This window comes from Paenibacillus sp. J31TS4, from assembly GCF_018403265.1.
In the GTDB taxonomy this organism is placed as follows: Bacteria; Bacillota; Bacilli; order Paenibacillales; family NBRC-103111; genus J31TS4.
In genome coordinates, this window is the sequence record NZ_BOSI01000003.1 from 87298 (window position 1) to 102689 (window position 15392).

General features: G+C 52.3%; 14 protein-coding genes. 3 read left to right on the plus strand and 11 right to left on the minus strand.

The genetic code is table 11. From position 1 onward, the window contains the following. Positions 1-20: 20 nt before the first annotated feature. Together KJS47_RS15330 and KJS47_RS15335 are read right to left on the minus strand one after the other, a co-directional pair. Positions 21-311 carry a hypothetical protein gene (locus KJS47_RS15330; RefSeq protein ID WP_213525952.1) on the minus strand — a complete coding sequence of 97 codons (291 nt, stop codon included), beginning with the start codon at positions 309-311 and terminating at the stop codon, positions 21-23. Between the two features lie 21 nt (positions 312-332). Further along, positions 333-1613 (minus strand): ArsB/NhaD family transporter, encoded by a 1281-nt coding sequence (locus tag KJS47_RS15335; protein WP_213525953.1) that lies wholly within the window; start codon positions 1611-1613, stop codon positions 333-335. 541 nt (positions 1614-2154) lie between these two features. On the opposite strand from KJS47_RS15335, the gene KJS47_RS15340 reads away from it, so the two are divergent. Continuing rightward, positions 2155-3396 (plus strand): Nramp family divalent metal transporter, encoded by a 1242-nt coding sequence (locus KJS47_RS15340; RefSeq protein ID WP_213525954.1) that lies wholly within the window; start codon positions 2155-2157, stop codon positions 3394-3396. Between the two features lie 290 nt (positions 3397-3686). Here the strand turns inward: KJS47_RS15340 and KJS47_RS15345 are convergent, their stop codons facing one another. Next, positions 3687-5048 carry a sodium-dependent transporter gene (locus KJS47_RS15345; protein ID WP_213525955.1) on the minus strand — a complete coding sequence of 454 codons (1362 nt, stop codon included), beginning with the start codon at positions 5046-5048 and terminating at the stop codon, positions 3687-3689. 197 nt (positions 5049-5245) lie between these two features. On the opposite strand from KJS47_RS15345, the gene KJS47_RS15350 reads away from it, so the two are divergent. Continuing rightward, on the plus strand, positions 5246-6301 hold the full coding sequence (locus tag KJS47_RS15350; protein WP_213525956.1) for a metallophosphoesterase family protein: 1056 nt from the start codon (positions 5246-5248) through the stop codon (positions 6299-6301). Between the two features lie 221 nt (positions 6302-6522). Here the strand turns inward: KJS47_RS15350 and KJS47_RS15355 are convergent, their stop codons facing one another. From KJS47_RS15355 to KJS47_RS15365, 3 genes are all read right to left on the minus strand, one after another. Then, positions 6523-7350, minus strand: a complete 828-nt coding sequence (locus KJS47_RS15355; RefSeq protein WP_213525957.1) for an SPL family radical SAM protein — start codon at positions 7348-7350, stop codon at positions 6523-6525. A gap of 224 nt (positions 7351-7574) precedes the next feature. Continuing rightward, on the minus strand, positions 7575-8840 hold the full coding sequence (locus KJS47_RS15360; RefSeq protein ID WP_213525958.1) for a sensor histidine kinase: 1266 nt from the start codon (positions 8838-8840) through the stop codon (positions 7575-7577). 195 nt (positions 8841-9035) lie between these two features. After that, the gene (locus KJS47_RS15365) at positions 9036-9188 is read right to left on the minus strand and encodes a hypothetical protein (protein ID WP_213525959.1); all 153 of its coding nucleotides are present in this window, start codon (positions 9186-9188) and stop codon (positions 9036-9038) included. A 588-nt stretch (positions 9189-9776) separates the two neighbouring features. Between KJS47_RS15365 and KJS47_RS15370 the strand changes: the two genes are divergently transcribed. Further along, positions 9777-9938 carry a hypothetical protein gene (locus KJS47_RS15370; RefSeq protein ID WP_213525960.1) on the plus strand — a complete coding sequence of 54 codons (162 nt, stop codon included), beginning with the start codon at positions 9777-9779 and terminating at the stop codon, positions 9936-9938. 38 nt (positions 9939-9976) lie between these two features. Here the strand turns inward: KJS47_RS15370 and KJS47_RS15375 are convergent, their stop codons facing one another. The 5 genes from KJS47_RS15375 to KJS47_RS15395 all read right to left on the minus strand — a co-directional run bounded on the left by KJS47_RS15375 (position 9977) and on the right by KJS47_RS15395 (position 15383). Next, on the minus strand, positions 9977-10459 hold the full coding sequence (locus tag KJS47_RS15375; protein WP_213526323.1) for a VanZ family protein: 483 nt from the start codon (positions 10457-10459) through the stop codon (positions 9977-9979). 31 nt (positions 10460-10490) lie between these two features. Continuing rightward, the gene (locus KJS47_RS15380; protein ID WP_213525961.1) at positions 10491-11798 is read right to left on the minus strand and encodes a UDP-glucose dehydrogenase family protein; all 1308 of its coding nucleotides are present in this window, start codon (positions 11796-11798) and stop codon (positions 10491-10493) included. Positions 11799-11821: 23 nt separating this feature from the next. Further along, a complete protein-coding gene (locus KJS47_RS15385) occupies positions 11822-13120 on the minus strand; it encodes a flippase (protein ID WP_213525962.1) in 1299 nt (432 codons plus the stop codon). A 65-nt stretch (positions 13121-13185) separates the two neighbouring features. Then, a complete protein-coding gene (locus KJS47_RS15390; protein ID WP_213525963.1) occupies positions 13186-14298 on the minus strand; it encodes a glycosyltransferase in 1113 nt (370 codons plus the stop codon). Then, on the minus strand, positions 14295-15383 hold the full coding sequence (locus KJS47_RS15395; protein WP_213525964.1) for a glycosyltransferase family 2 protein: 1089 nt from the start codon (positions 15381-15383) through the stop codon (positions 14295-14297). The genes KJS47_RS15390 and KJS47_RS15395 overlap by 4 nt, the downstream gene beginning before the upstream one ends. Positions 15384-15392: the final 9 nt, after the last annotated feature.

Below are 15392 nucleotides of genomic sequence, written 5' to 3' on the forward strand. Positions count from 1 at the left end.
GAGCCAAAGGCCCGCCCCATCTACTCCTCCCACCAAACCCGGCGCAGCAGCCGGTGCTTCATGAGCGCGAGGATGAATTCTTCATAAAAGTCGCCCCTCACGATCACCTGCACCTCGCCGTTGTCTTGCTGGTAGAACAGCACGTCGGTGACGATCGGGTTGTCGTGGAACCTGTCGCGGATGCGGCGCAGTGACGCCAGACCGCGCTCCTTGTCCTGCAGGATGCGGAATTGGAACTCTACGTCTCCTTGGTCTGCCTTCTCTCCGATGTCGAGGACCCTCGGGTCATAGTCGTACTTTAGCTTGGCCATGATCGGCGCCTCCTCTCTTCTTTAGAGCAAATACCTCAGATACAGATAGATGTTCGCTACGACGACGGTGAACAGCATGACGACGAAGCCGATCTTCAAATATTGCACGAAGCTGATCGGATGCCCTTCCTTACCCGAAAGGCCCGCGACGATCAGGTTGGCGCTGGCGCCGATTAGGGTACCGTTGCCGCCGAGACACGCGCCGAGCGCGAGGCTCCACCAGAGCGGCTCGAGGTTCTGAATCCCCTGGTTGCCCATCTCCTGGATCATCGGAATCATGGTGGCGACGAACGGAATGTTATCGAGAAAAGCCGACGCCAGCGCGCTCAGCCACAGGATGAGCAGCGCGCTCGACGTCACGTTGCCGCCCGTCAGCTCGATCGCTTCGGTCGCAAGCCTCGAGATGACTCCCGTTTCGACGAGGCCGGCGACGAGGACGAACAGCCCGACGAAGAAAAAGATCGTCGGCCACTCGACCTTGTGGAGCGCGTGCTCCATCCATTTTTCGCCGGTAAGGAGCAGGAGCAGGAATGCCCCTGCCAGAGCTACCGTCGCCGATTCCAGATGGAACGTCTGGTGCAGGAAGAAGCCGAGAATGGTAAGTCCCATCACCACCAGGCACTTCGTGAGCAGCGAACGGTCGCCGAGCTCGGATTTCTCATCCATCGCCATCAGCTTCGCCTTGCGCTCGTCTGTCGTGGCGATCTGCTTGCGGAACAGGAACACAAAGATCGGCAGCAGCAGCAGCTGGATGACGATGATGATCGGCGCAAGGTTCGTCAGAAACGCCATGAAGGTCAGCTCCTTGACGGCGCTGCCGATCATGATGTTCGGCGGGTCGCCGATCAGCGTCGCCGTCCCGCCCACGTTCGCCGAGATGATCTGCGCGATCAGGAACGGAACGGGCGGCACCTTCAGCTGCCGCGTGATGCTGAAGGTGACGGGCACCATAAGCAGCACGGTCGTGACGTTGTCGAGAAAGGCCGAGCCGAACGCCGTAATGACCGCCAGCAGGAGCAGGATCCGGACCGGATCGCCCTTGGCCCCTTTGGCCGCCTTGATGGCGATGAAGCTGAACAGCCCCGTCTCCGCCGTGATGCTGACGATGATCATCATTCCGATCAGGAGGCCGAGCGTGTTGAAATCGATGTGGTGGATGGCCGTCTCCTGGTCCACCAGTCCCAGGATCACGACGAGAACCGCGCCGGTCATGGCGATGATGGTGCGGTGGATTTTTTCCGCCACGATGAACGCATAAGTCAATAAGAACAATACGATGGCGCCGATGGCCTGCTGATCCATGTCTCTCCCCCTCTGTCCGGCAGGTTTTTGGAACGCCTGCCTCTGTTTCTAAGTTGCTCCAATCCGCCCCAAACGATGAGAACCCCGGTCGCGTGCCGAAAAAACGCAAAAAGAGCCCGCTGGTGGCAGGCTCCTCCATGTGTTCTCTATGCAATTGATGGCCGCGCGTTAGACATGCGTCCTCGTGGGTTCTTGCATCGTCCGCGCCGAATTGGCAGTTGCTTGCATCACGGACGGTCTCCCCGTCCGGAATCCGAGGTTCATTATAGCATGAGGGGGAATTTGCTGTAAAGGAAGGTTGTTCGGCGCCGACGGGGCTGGCCGCCTCATTTCCCTCTGTTTGTCCCTCGTCCAAGTCCCCGTATTCATTTTTCATTTCTTTCCCCGCCAGTCGCCCCCTCTTTCCTCCCGATCCTTTCCCCCTCTTTTCTCCACATTTCGAGACGACTTAAAGACTTTTTTCGACCGATTGTTATCTGCTATGATTCGGCTAAAGGTGCGCAAGCACCAAGACTATTTTCGCATAGGAGGCATCCCGTCGATGAGTCAATTGAAAACGGATACAGGTCAGTCCATTCAAAAAATCGGAGGCTGGAAGGCATTCCTCGCCCTGCTCGGTCCCGGGTTCATTACCGCGGCGACCGTTCTCGGACCCGGCAGCATCACCGTCAGCAGCAAATCCGGCGCTCTGCTGGAATATTCGATTCTGTGGGCGGTCCTCGCCGCCGCCATCTTCATGTCGACCTATACGGTCATCGCCGGCAAAATCGGGTGCCTGAACGAAGAGTCGCTGCTTACGCTTGTAAGCCGGAACTACGGCCGCTGGCTGGCCTTCCTGATCGGCCTCTGCGTCTTCCTCATCACCGGAGGCTTCCAGACCGGCAACAACGTCGGCGTCGGCCTCGCGTTCGACGCGATGTTCGGCAGAGGCATCACGCTGTGGGCGTGCATTTTCCTCGCTATTACGCTCGTCTTCCTGTGGACGTCCAGCAACTTCTACCAGATGCTCGAGAAGATCATGATGCTGATGGTCATTCTCATGATCATCGCTTTCGTCGGCAATCTGTTCAAAATCACGCCGGATCTCGGCGCGCTGGCGGCGGGCGTCGTCCCGACCGCGCCCAAGATGTGGGGGCTCGTCATCGCCATCTCCGCGACCAGCTTCAGCATCGCCGGCGCCGCCGGGCAGGCTTACATGGTGCAGGGCAAGGGCTGGAGGCTCGGCGACCTGCGCAAGAGCAACGCCAGTGCCCTCGTCGGCATCGCCATCCTCTGCCTGCTCAGCATGATCATCATGATCACGTCGGCCGCCGTCCTGGCGCCCAAGGGCATTAAGGTGGATAGCGCGGTCGACATGGCCGTCCAGCTCGAGCCGCTGCTCGGGCCGCTCGCCAAATGGCTGTTCCTGCTCGGTCTGTTCGCGGCCTCGTTCTCCTCGTTCGTCGCCAACGCCGTGCTCGGCGGCATGATGCTGTCGGACGGCCTCGGCTGGGGCCGGACGCTGAACGACCGGAGCGTCAAAGTGCTCAGCACGATTCTGCTCGTCGTTAGTACGCTGATTGCCGTCGTGCTGAAGGCCAATCCGATCCAGCTGATCGTCGTCGCGCAGGCGACCACAGTGCTGGGCGCTCCGCTCATTGCGGTCGTGCTGCTCCTGCTCGGCAACAACAAGAACGTCATCGGCTCGTTCAAAAACCATCCGGTCACGAACGTGCTGGCGGTGCTCGCTACCGTCTGGCTGCTGTACCTGTCGTACAGCCAGCTGCTGGAGTTGCTCAAGTAAAAGAGCTTTGAAAGGGACTGCTCACGTCGCAGAGGGTATGGCCGAAGGGGACGAGAAGCGGAAGCGCTTCTCGTCCCCAGTCGCCCCGCCAACCCGAGAAAAGGCAGGAGGACGCGGGCTATCCTCCTGCCACGAGATGAGCCAAGAGGGGCGCGAGCCGTTCCACCTGCCCCGAGAAAATCAAACGGACACCTGCCTAAGCAGGTGTCCGTTTTTTATAGTGCCACTATGTTTCGAGGACCGAACTGCTACCAATCTAAGGCCGTGCAGCCAGCGATCTTTCCTTGCGCTTACTCGCCCCAGCCGAACAGGACGCGGAAAATGCCTGTCGAGAACAGGAAGACGAAGACGACGAGCACCGGCGCGACGTAGCGGACGAGGATCAGCCAGATGCGGAACCAGAGGGCGCTCAGCCCAACCTCATCGCCGACCCGCTTCCACGCATAGCCGACGAACAGCGTCACGGCCAGCCCGCCGAGCGGCAGGATGATGTTGGATGCGATGAAGTCCAGCCAGTCAAAATACGTCCGTCCGCCAATAACCAGATCGCCGAGCGGGCCGCCGACCGAAAGCGCGGCGGGAATGCCGACGAGGAAGCAGGCGGTTGCCGTGAGAGCTGTCGCCTTGGGACGGCTGAAACTCCAGCGGCGCATGGAGTACGCCACCGAAACCTCCAGAAGCGACACTGTCGACGTAATGGCGGCGATCGCCAGCAGGAGGAAGAAGAGGCCGCCGAAGAAGGCGCCGAGCGGCATGGAGGCGAACGCGGCGGGCAGGACGGCGAAGATGAGTCCCGGTCCCTGCGCCGGCTCCAGGCCAAACGCGAACGACGTCGGGAAGATGATCAGCCCCGCCAGCAGGGCATACAGCAGATCGCCGGCCCCGATCGCGAGCGTCGCCGAACCGAGCGACTGTCGCCGGTCCACATACGCCCCGTACGTGAGCATCGTTCCCATCCCGAGCGACAGGGAGAAAAACGCATGGCCAAGCGCCACCAAGATCGAGGTCGGCGTCAGCTTGGAGAAATCCGGCTCCAGGAAAAACGAGACGCCCGCCCCGGCTCCCGGCAGCGTCAAGCCCCGGATCATCAGAATAATGAGCAGGATCAGCAGCCCTGGAATGAGCACCTTGTTGAACGATTCGATGCCACCCGAGACTCCGCGGGCGACGACCCAGCCGGTCAGAAGCAGGACAAGCGCCTGCCAGGCGATCGGCTGGAGGCTGCCGGCGTACGCGCCGAAGACGGCGGCGTAGTCCGGATTGGCATAGAGCGAGCCGGTGAACGACTGCAGCCCGTATTTCAGCGTCCAGCCGGCCACCACGGCATAGAAGGACAGAATCATAAACGAGCCGACGATCGACAGGAAGCCGAAGCCGCTCCAGACTTTGTTCCGGGACAGATTGCGGAAGCTCGTCGCCGCGTCTCCCCGCCCGCCCCGGCCGATCGCCATCTCCGCCAGCAGGACCGGAAGCCCGACCAGCAGCAGGCAGATGATGAAGACCAGGAAGAAGGCCGCGCCCCCGTATTTGCCGGTGATATAAGGGAATTTCCACATGTTGCCGAGCCCGACCGCGCTGCCGATCGCGGCGATGATGAAGCCCGTCGAGCTGAACCGCTCCCCGGCGCGTGATTCGCTTGCTTGTTTTGTCATGCTGCCAACCCCTCGTGTCTAGATGTCTAATTGCTAAACGAACGTGTTCCATTGTACCTATAGCGTGTCCATTCCGCCAAGTGGAAAATGACAGTTTACCGGGCGGCGCCATTTTTCACCGCTTGTCCGTTGCCATCCATTTCCATTCCGGATATGATGATAGTACCCAACCATTAGTAAGTGAAACGGAGTGAACCATGAATCGACGGCAATTTTTGCGCTCGGCAGCCGGCGTCTTCGTCGCCGCCTCGCTCGGAGCCGCTTCCCTCTACCGCTACCTGACCCGCTCCTCGTCCGAGGAGACCGGCGCCGCCGCCGGACCGGCCGGCAGCCCCTCGCCCTCTCCCGCTCCCGCGTCCCCAACGCCAACTCCGACGCCGCAGGGACCGGGCAAGCTCGTCGCTTCCCTCTGGCTGCTCAGCGATCTCCACATTACGACCTATGACCCGAGCACATCAGACAAGCTGAAAAAAGCACTGGCAGATACCCAGAAGCCCGAGACGCCGGCGGACGCGATCGTTCTCGGCGGCGACCTGACGGATTACGGCATGGAGAGCGATTACCGCCAGCTGCGCACCGTGCTGAACGGTTTCAAGCTGCCGCCTGTATACGCCAATATGGGCAACCACGACTACTATGACATATGGATCAACAGCGCCGGCGCCTTCGCGACGGAGACCAAGCCGAACGGCAAGACGGACGCCCAGTCCCGGGAGCGGTTCATGAGCTTCCTGAAGCTGGAGAAGCCGTACAGCCAGTTCGACGCGAACGGCATCCCGGTCTTCCTGCTGTCGCAGGAGGCGTACCAGCAGGAAAAGCCGGAAGTCGGCGAGGGCGCGTGGTATTCGGACGCCCAGCTCGCTTGGCTCAAGGACGGCTTGGCCCGCGCGCCCAAGGGCGGCCCTATCGTCGTCATGATCCACCAGCCGCTGCCGCCGGTCGGCTCGGACGGTGCGACCCACCGGGTCATCCGGGCGAACGAGCTGCGCGACATTCTCGCGCCGTATCCGAACGTCTTCGTCTTCTCCGGTCACACGCACCGGGACTTCAATTCGGAGAACCATTACCAGCAGCACGCGACGTTCCACTGGTTCACTAACTCGACAGTCGGCCGTCTGCGGACGACCGGTCTGTCCCAAGGTATGTACATCCAGCTCTATGAACGGGAGATTCACGTGCGCGGCCGGGAGTTCGGCGACGGCACCTGGATCGCCAGCGCCGACTGGACGATCCCGTACACCGCGGGCGGCTGACCGGCATTCCACACCCTATCCTCGGGGTATCCCGCGGAGCCGGCTGTTTGAGCCACGGGGGCTTTCACGAGCCCAAGCCCAAAGGCTCCATTACCGGAAGCCTTTGTCCGCGCTTCTGTGGCCGCCCTCCGCCAAGCTCAGCCGTTCACGAGGCAGGCCCTTCCTTATTGGGAAGGGCCTTTTCGCGTGCGGGCCAGCCGCCGCCGCATGGCTGAGAGCCGCTACGGTAGGAAGCCGTCACGGCTCACCTTGACCTGCCCGGGCGGGAACGCCTCCCGCATCGCCTCCAGCACGCCGACGTACGCGTCCGGCCGGTACCAGGCCTCGCAGCCGAGTGAGGCATAGATCGCGGCCACCCCGCTCTTGGCCGTGCGCCGCCCGCCGCTGCCGTCTCCCATGAAGTAGTCGTCCACAACGACGCGCGGGACGACGGCCGCGAGCCGCTCGGCGAACGCCGGGCTCGAGGGCAGCACCGGAGCGACCGCCGCCTGCGTCGGCACGCCCGCCTCGGCGAGCCGCCGGAGTGCTGCGAGACGTCCCTGGATCGGCGGCGCATAGGGCGTGAACGCCCGGCGGACCGGCTCGAGGTCCGTCTCCACCGTCACGCTGACGCGCACCCGCTCGCCAAGCTGGCGGAGCAGATCGATGTCGCGCGTAACGAGCGGGCTGCGCGTCTGCAGCAGCAGGAAGTCCGGCGGCTCGTCCATCATCGCCTCGAGCAGCGCGCGCATGACGCCTTCCTTGGCCTCCGCCGGCTGGTACGGGTCGGTGCTCGACGAGCAAAAGATCGTCACCGGCCCCTTCGCCTTGGCCCGCTTCAGCTCGCGTCGCAGGAGCGCGCCTGCGCCCGTCTTGACCTCCACCCAGCCGCCCCAAGGCATGCCTCGGAACAGCGCTACCGGCATCTGCCGCACGTAGCAGTACGAGCAGGCGAACGTGCAGCCCGCATACGGATTCAGCGTATACGTGTAGCCTTCCAGGAAGCCGCTTGCCGGATTGAGGAGCCGCTTCGGCTCCTTCCGCGTCTCGACGATCGGTTCTCTGCCCATGCCGGTCCCCTCCCTTCCTTCTTTAGACTTTCTCCCCGGCGGCCGCCTGGCTCCCCGCCTCCTCTCGATACTGACGCAGACGTGCGGGCGGAAACGGGCGAGGACCCTCCGGACGGGCCGGGGGTCCTGCATTCGTTTATGGCAAACAGCTTCTCCGTACTAAAGCGGGTGGACGAGGCGAGGCACACCTCGACGGAGCGAAGCGGGAGCGGCAGCTTGTCCCCTCAAGCGGGGGACGCGAGCGGAAGCGCCAGCGTGAAGGTCGTCCCCTGGTGCTTGACGCTGTGCACCTTGAGCTTGCCGTTCATCGCTTCAACGATCTGGTAGCTGACCATGAGTCCGAGCCCGGTGCCCTTCTCCTTGGTCGAATAAAAAGCGGTGCCGAGCCGCTCCAGCTCCTCCTGCGTCATGCCGACCCCTTCGTCGTGAATGCGGATAACCGCCATCTGCTTCTCGCGTGTAGCCGTTATGTAGACCTTCCCTCCATCCGGCATCGCCTCTATTGCATTTTGCAACAAGTTTCCGAACAGCTGCTGAACCCGTTCCCGGTTGCCGGAAACCACTTCGTCGGCGAGATCGTTCTCGAAGCTCAGCGTCGCGCCGTGGTTGACCGCATAGGCGGCGAGCTCGTCCAGCACCGCCGTCACTTCCTCTACGAGCCTCAGCGGCTCGAGGGGACCGGGGTCCGGCTTAGCAAGAGACAGATAGTCCCGAATAATCTGATCCGCCCGGTCGACCTCGGTCTGCATAAGAACGAGATACTCCAGCTGCTTGTCCTCGGGCAGTTCCCGCTGGCGCTCAAGCAGACGCAGGAAGCCTTTGACGACCGTGAGCGGATTGCGGATCTCGTGGGCGACCGCCGCCGCCATCTGCCCGACCGCGCGGTTGCGCAGCGCAAGCGCATGCTCCAGCTGCAGCTGCTGCTTCTCCCGCGTCATCTCGACCAGATAGACGGAGAGGCACATGCCGCAAGCCTGGAAGAACGGAAACAGCCCGAGCATGAGGAGCGGCTGGGAGTAGAGCAGATCGGGCTGAAAGACGGTCAGCACGGCAATGCGGATCGGGAGGGCCAACAGCACGAGGCCGAGGGTGAATCGGAAGCGCCCGGCGCGGGTAGCGGCTTGAAACCGGGGCGCAAACAGGTAACAGGGCACGAGCAGGAACAGATAGATGAGCAGCGAAGCGGTTAGCGGGCCCGTCTCTCCCGTAAGCAGCCGAATCCCCACGTAGAGGAGGAACAGGAGGCTCCCATTCAGCCGGCCTCCGTACAGAAACCCGAGAGTCATGGGCACGAGCCGGAGATCCACGCGGTAGCCGGAGGCGAGATGGACGGGAAACAGCAGGCACAGCACCATCGAGCCCGCACCCAGCACAAACAGGAGAACCCGCTGCAGGAAAGACATCGACTCCGCCGGCTGGGGCTTCAGCCAAGCCTGGTAGGCCAGGATCGGGGCCGCGACGAAGACGAGCTGATTAATCAAATCTTTCAAGTATATGACGGTTGCCTCATTTCCGGATTGTGGAAGCGAAAACCAGGGTGATGGACACTAGCAATCCACCTGAATATACCATTCTCCCGGGATGAGGAGAACAGAGAAATATGTCACATTGTTAAACAATTCCATAAAATCCGGTTCACGGAAGACAATAGCGTTGCAACGCGAAGCGGAAACAGAACGGCTCGGTCAGGCCCCCTTGTTCAGTACCAGCCAGCAATTATGAAAGTCGGCCTTTTGCAGCAGCCTGGCCCGCGTCCGGGCGTCGAGACAATCCTGAAGCAGCGTCATATAGAGACGAAACCAAAACCGGTGCCAGATCATCCGGATCTCCTTCAGCATTCTTCTCCCCTTCCATCCATTCACCGCCAGACACCTGGCGGAGCGGCCCGTCCGATGGTCAAGAGTATGGAGAAGACATCCATTTTATTCCACTTCCCTCTATATATCGGCAGGCTTTCTGTCAAACTACATACCCAAACGGCGAATGAAGTAAACCGCTTTCAAAAAAATAAAGCGGATCCCTACTCTATCCTAGCTGAGCCAGCGGGGACTTGTCTGTAGCCGAAAAAGGCCAATTTGCCTGCCAAATTTCGCCAATCCCCTAGGACTCCCGGGATTATCCGAGCCAATCCGACAGCAGCAGCACCCAGCCCCACAAGGCGAGCCAGAGCGGGACACTGAGCGTGACGCCCCATGCCAATCCTTTAAGCAAACCCCATTCCTCCCCAGCAGCGATTAGAAGCAGCGGCAGAAACCCCCGCTAGCACCCAGTCTGCCCGGAACCCAAGTCTGCTAAGCAGCCGGCAGCGAAAAGCGAAGCCAAGAAAAAAAGGCGAACAAGCTAGGGTGAATGCCAAAGCCGACACGGGCCAGGCGGCATACGGTAGAGGAAACGCCAAAGAGTAGAGAAAAGGAGGGACCCTTCAGGTGGGAGAGCCGCACCCGAGGCTGTCGCAGTTCCTGCAGGACCTGCGACAGTTTGTCGAGACCACCGCCGCGCCGGCGCCGGATCCGACCCTCCGGCCGTACGTGCACGAACTGCAGCAGATTCTGCTCAAGCTGATGAGGAGCGAGAGCGAGGAAGCGTGAGCGAGGAAGCGTGAGCGGCCGGCGAAACGCAAAAAAGGCTACGGGGCGCGCCGGCGGCTCTTGACGAGCAAGAGCACCACCAGCAGCGCCACCGCAGCCCCGGTTAAATCAACGAAGACATCCTGGATGGCCCCGGTCCGCCCTCCCCGCTGCAGCTGATTCCATTCGTCCACCAGCGCCGTGGCTGCCACAGCGGCCAGCACGAACGCGGCCTTGGCCGCCACATGCCCCCGATACGGCAGCAGCGCGACGAACGCGAACACCGCGAGCATCCCGTAGACGAACAAGTGAGCCGCCTTCCGGAAGAGGAACTCGACGAAGCCGTACGGGTTCCTTTTGGCGTCCACCACCGACTTGTGGTACCGGAAGGTCACATCCGGTACCACCTGCCTCAGCGTCTGCTCCGACACCTTCTCCTTCAAGAAGGGCTGGATGTTCTGGACCTTGTACGGCTGCGAGGACAGGTGGAAGATCAGGAACAGCCACGCCAGGAGCGGGATCAGGTAGAGTAGGCGTTTGATGGGGCTTCACCTTCTTTTGTTCCGCTAATATTTATCCATTAATAATTGGTCTTCCAATTGAATGGTATTCAATGCCTAATAAACGAACTTTATCAAGCGGGTAACAATTCCTTCCATCGAAAATAATTATCTTTCGTTGGGAGCTATTCCACTCAGATAAATTAACATTCTTAATTTCGTCCCACTCTGTCAATATAAAAATGCAATCCGAGTTATTAACTGCTGCCTTGAGATCAGTAGTATATTGAAGATTTCCTGAAATATGTTCCCTTGCTTTATTTATGGCAACAGGATCATAAGCAACAATATTTGCTCCCTCCTCTAGTAGTTGTTGTATTATTTTTATTGATGCAGCCTCTCTCATATCGTCTGTATTAGGTTTAAATGCTAAGCCTAAAACAGCTATATTAAGCCCATTTAGTGAGCCAAAACGTTTTTTCGCCTTGCTTACTAACACAAGTTGTTGATTATTATTTACATTTATGACTGATTTAAGTAATTCAAATTCATGTCTAACATTACCTGCAATTTGAACTAAAGCTTTAGTATCCTTAGGAAAGCACGAACCACCATAACCAATTCCAGCGTTCAAAAAACTACTACCTATTCTCTTATCAAGCCCCATCCCTCTTGAAACGTCTTCTATGTTCGCATTTAGCTTCTCCGATAAATTTGCAATCTCGTTAATGAAACTTATTTTGGTCGCTAGGAATGCATTAGAAGCATATTTAATCAATTCAGCACTCTGAAGGTCAGTCTTAAAGATGGGGACCTCAAAGGGACCATTTATTTCTTCCATTAGTTTAGCTGCTTTTTCACTGTCAGTACCAATAACAATTCGATCAGCTTTAAAAGTATCTTGAACAGCGGACCCCTCACGCAAAAATTCAGGATTAGAAACTATATCAAATAAAGACCTGTCAACTTTCTTTTGTAAGATACACTCCATTATTCTCTTATTAGTCCCGACTGGAACAGTACTTTTAGTTATAATCACAGTATATTCACTTATGTGTTCAGAAATAGTATTAACTACGCCATCTAAATATTCTAGATTTACTGTTCCATCATCTTTAGGTGGGGTTCCAACAGCGATATATATCGCCTTTGCGTCATTTATTCCTTCACAATAACTGTCCGTAAAGTACAATTTTCCATTAGATATGTTTTTTAACATTAGATCTTCCAAGAGTGGTTCATATATTGGCGATTTAGCCTCTTTTAACATCTTAATTTTGAACGAATCGACGTCAACACAAGTTACGGTGTGTCCAATTTCAGCCAAGCAAACACCTGTCACCAATCCAACATAGCCAGTACCAATTACCGATATTCTCATTTTATCTTCCCACATTCATCTAGTTATTGGTTAAAGCGCCTTACGTTATTAAGAAATTTGTTTATTTTCAATGAAAAATTATCATACAGTAATAGAGCCTCAATCAAATGCTTAACAGATATGCGCATTTCTTTAAAAAACAAAGGAGCAATAAGTTGTACAATTACCTGGGCTATTAACGTTGAAAAGGCCGCTCCGTTAATACCCCAAATAGGAATAGTAAGGAAGTTCATTAGCAAATTTACAGTTCCTCCTACTCCAACGCAATATTTATTGTATTTCACCTTATCTTCACAGACTAACCATATTACCCTTATCCCACCAAGCAATGCAAACAACGATGACCATATAGTAATTTGTAGAATTTCTGTTGCTTCAATATAGCTAATTCCGTAAAACATATGAATAAGTATGCTTCCAAAAATTTTAAATAGTAATGCTACAATAATCCCCAGCCAAATAACTATGGAATAGAGTTGTTTCAATTGTCTCAAGTATTTTACCTTATCTTTGTTAAAAGACTCCATGATTATAGGCCTTGCAGAATTTATGATTGTTATCGGAATTATTATCCACAAGTCTGATAGGGTAGTTGCAGCTGAATATATTCCAACAGAACTTTGGTTAATCATTTTTCCAATCATAATTTTATCCATCTGTGTATACAGTGATATAAGTAAACCTGAAATTATAAAGTGATAACTTTGAGACAATATATTCTTGGAAAGTTCCCAAGAAAAGAGCAATCTTTCACTGTTATATTTTCTATATACTCCAAAAATAATAATTGATACTATTAACACTTCAACGCTACTGGTCAATGCAAATAAAAATACGCCAGAGTTAAACATTATTAGCATTAACTTAAAAACAGTGACCAAAGTAGTGGATATTATTCTGGCTAGCGAGATATATTTAGATTGAAGTTTAGACTGGAACCAAAAGTCTATCACATCAAGCGAGGAAAATAGCAGACTAAGAGACTGGACAAATGCGATATAAAATACTGATTTATCTTCGGGCTGTAGTATAATAATAAAGATCAAAATAGCTATTATTGACAAAGCAGAAGATACGGTTCGAAGAATAATGCACGTGCCTACAATAACACTCTTGTTTTGAGGGTCGCTTACAAAGTATTTTATAATGATTCCCTCTAGCCCTAGACTACTTATTACTGAAAAAATAGCTATTATTGATAAAGAAAAGGTTAGCAAACCGTAATTGTTGGGTCCTAAATATCTAGCTATTAACATTAATAAAATTAAATTTACAATTCCCCTTATTACCTTGTCGAACAGCATCCAAGTTGTATTATTCAACAACTTCCTTCCATTCTCTCCAACCTTTATAATAAGATTTTCTCCTCCTTGGTTTCTATATCTTTTCAATTTCCGCTTGACAAGTACTTTACTAGTGGCTGCATACATACTTTTTGGTCAAAGTTTTTTTCCGCATACCGTCTTATTTCCGAAATGACTTTGTTTTTGCTATTACCAACATAAACGCTGTCGTAAAAGCTTATTATTTCCTTGATATTTATCGGAGAATCATCAGCTGATACCCTCATATAATATTTAAAATCTTTGATATAATCTAACTCTGTTTCTACCCCTGAGACTATAGGCAATCCTTTAGCTAGATATTCCTTTCCTTTTAAACTGCTGTTATAATATACTCCGCTTCTATGCCTCCCCATGGCATCTAGACCAATTTCACATAGATCATACAGTTCATCTAATGAGGGACCATACAATTTACCGTGAAAGAAAACCTTATCCTGTAGTCCATATTCATGGACTTTGTTTTTATAAAAATTAATAACATCTCCATCTCCCACTATATGTAATACAACATCCCTTTTTCCTCCTGATTTATAGTACAATCCTAGGCCTTCTATAAATCGGTCATAACCATGCCAGAATGACAACATTGCAACTGCAATTACATGAATTTCTTTTGCGTCACTTGGTTTTTTAGATGTAATTCTATTACAATCTATTCCATTTGATAACTTAATAGCAGGAATTCCAAATATAATATCATCATTTGAAAAGGTTACAATTCTATCAACATACTTTTTTAATTTATGCTTATAAAACGCATCTTTGATATTTGATGCGAAGTATATAATCCGGCGGCTTCTTTCTTTATCATAAGGGTATGTGGGCAATTCAATAACCACTTTAATTCTCGGGTTATTTTTTTTTATATTTTTAAGAAGTAGTATGAAATCTATATCAAATGCCATTTTTCTAATATAAATAAAATCCGATCCATTAAATTCGCTATTATATTTCTTTTCAAAAACAAATGAATTGAAAGGTAGGTGTCTTGCCACTTTAAAAAGGAAACTATTTTTACTTTCGTAACAATATAGTTTCGTATATAAAGATTCGCCATTAAATATTTCTATTTGCGAATGTATCTTTTTGGCCACACCTTCATATTTCTTATGCATGATTTCTTTTGAAATCGAAACTAAATAATAACCTCTCATATATTCTCTCTCACTCTTTCTACTTCATATATTTCTCTTTTGTTTCTAAAAATTATTTTTCGAAACATATTATAAGTGTTTTTAAACTTATTTCGGGACCAAAATAGAGCTCTGTAAGCACTATCCATGATATTTGCGTCATTTATACTATATAAAAAACAAAATATCTTAGTAAAGACATCCTTCTTATTATCATATCGAGAAAGAGCATATTGAACCTTTTTCTCATTAAGTATTTCCTCAAGGAAGGAGATCCTATGTTTACGATCCAGCGGACTTCCCGATTGATAAATATTATGGACACAGGTTTGAATGCCAAGAACATAAGTGTTATTCAACAGGAGGGAGTCAATATTGTGTTTAGCGAACAGTTGACTTAACAATTTGCTTATCTCATTAAACGTCTCATATAACTCGGGTGAATAGCTAGAGCTTAACGAATTACTTTTAACGATGTAGTGATACTTATTTTGGTTTATTATGCAAATCGATCTAGAATTAAACAATACCTTGCAATTAAACAAAAAGTCTTCCATATTCTTTACTATCGGGTCAAAACATATGTTGTTTTTTTTAATGATTTCTCGTTTTATTACCCTTCCACCGCTATAACCTATTAAATTCAATTTATCTAATGAAAGTAACATCTCCCTAATAGTAGATGTATTACTTCCCCACATTGATTCTTTAACGCCAAGATATTTACTATAATTTATATAATCAAAAATTATACCTCCAATAAGGATATCAGAGTTAGACTTTACAATATAAGAGTAAAAAACTTCAAGCATATCGTGCTCTATCCAATCATCTGCATCAACAAAGACTACGTATTTTCCCGAAGATAGAGATATCCCCCTATTTCTGGAAACACTTACTCCTTGATTCTTTTGGTATACTAGATTAATTCGCTTATCAGCCAAGAATTCTTTACAGATGAGTTGGCTATTATCAATAGAACCATCATTAATAATTACTATCTCAAAGTCTTTAAAACTTTGATTTATTAGTGACTCAAGACATGAACCTATTGTCTTTCCCGCATTAAACATAGGTATGATAATACTAAAAAAGGGAGACTTCACAGTGTCCTC

Coding starts and splice junctions, on each gene's coding strand:
- KJS47_RS15330 (WP_213525952.1), bottom strand. CDS start 311: ATGGCCAAGCTAAAGTACGACTATGACCCGAGGGTCCTCGACATCGGA.
- KJS47_RS15335 (WP_213525953.1), bottom strand. CDS start 1,613: ATGGATCAGCAGGCCATCGGCGCCATCGTATTGTTCTTATTGACTTAT.
- KJS47_RS15340 (WP_213525954.1), top strand. CDS start 2,155: ATGAGTCAATTGAAAACGGATACAGGTCAGTCCATTCAAAAAATCGGA.
- KJS47_RS15345 (WP_213525955.1), bottom strand. CDS start 5,048: ATGACAAAACAAGCAAGCGAATCACGCGCCGGGGAGCGGTTCAGCTCG.
- KJS47_RS15350 (WP_213525956.1), top strand. CDS start 5,246: ATGAATCGACGGCAATTTTTGCGCTCGGCAGCCGGCGTCTTCGTCGCC.
- KJS47_RS15355 (WP_213525957.1), bottom strand. CDS start 7,350: ATGGGCAGAGAACCGATCGTCGAGACGCGGAAGGAGCCGAAGCGGCTC.
- KJS47_RS15365 (WP_213525959.1), bottom strand. CDS start 9,188: ATGCTGAAGGAGATCCGGATGATCTGGCACCGGTTTTGGTTTCGTCTC.
- KJS47_RS15380 (WP_213525961.1), bottom strand. CDS start 11,798: ATGAGAATATCGGTAATTGGTACTGGCTATGTTGGATTGGTGACAGGT.
- KJS47_RS15390 (WP_213525963.1), bottom strand. CDS start 14,298: ATGAGAGGTTATTATTTAGTTTCGATTTCAAAAGAAATCATGCATAAG.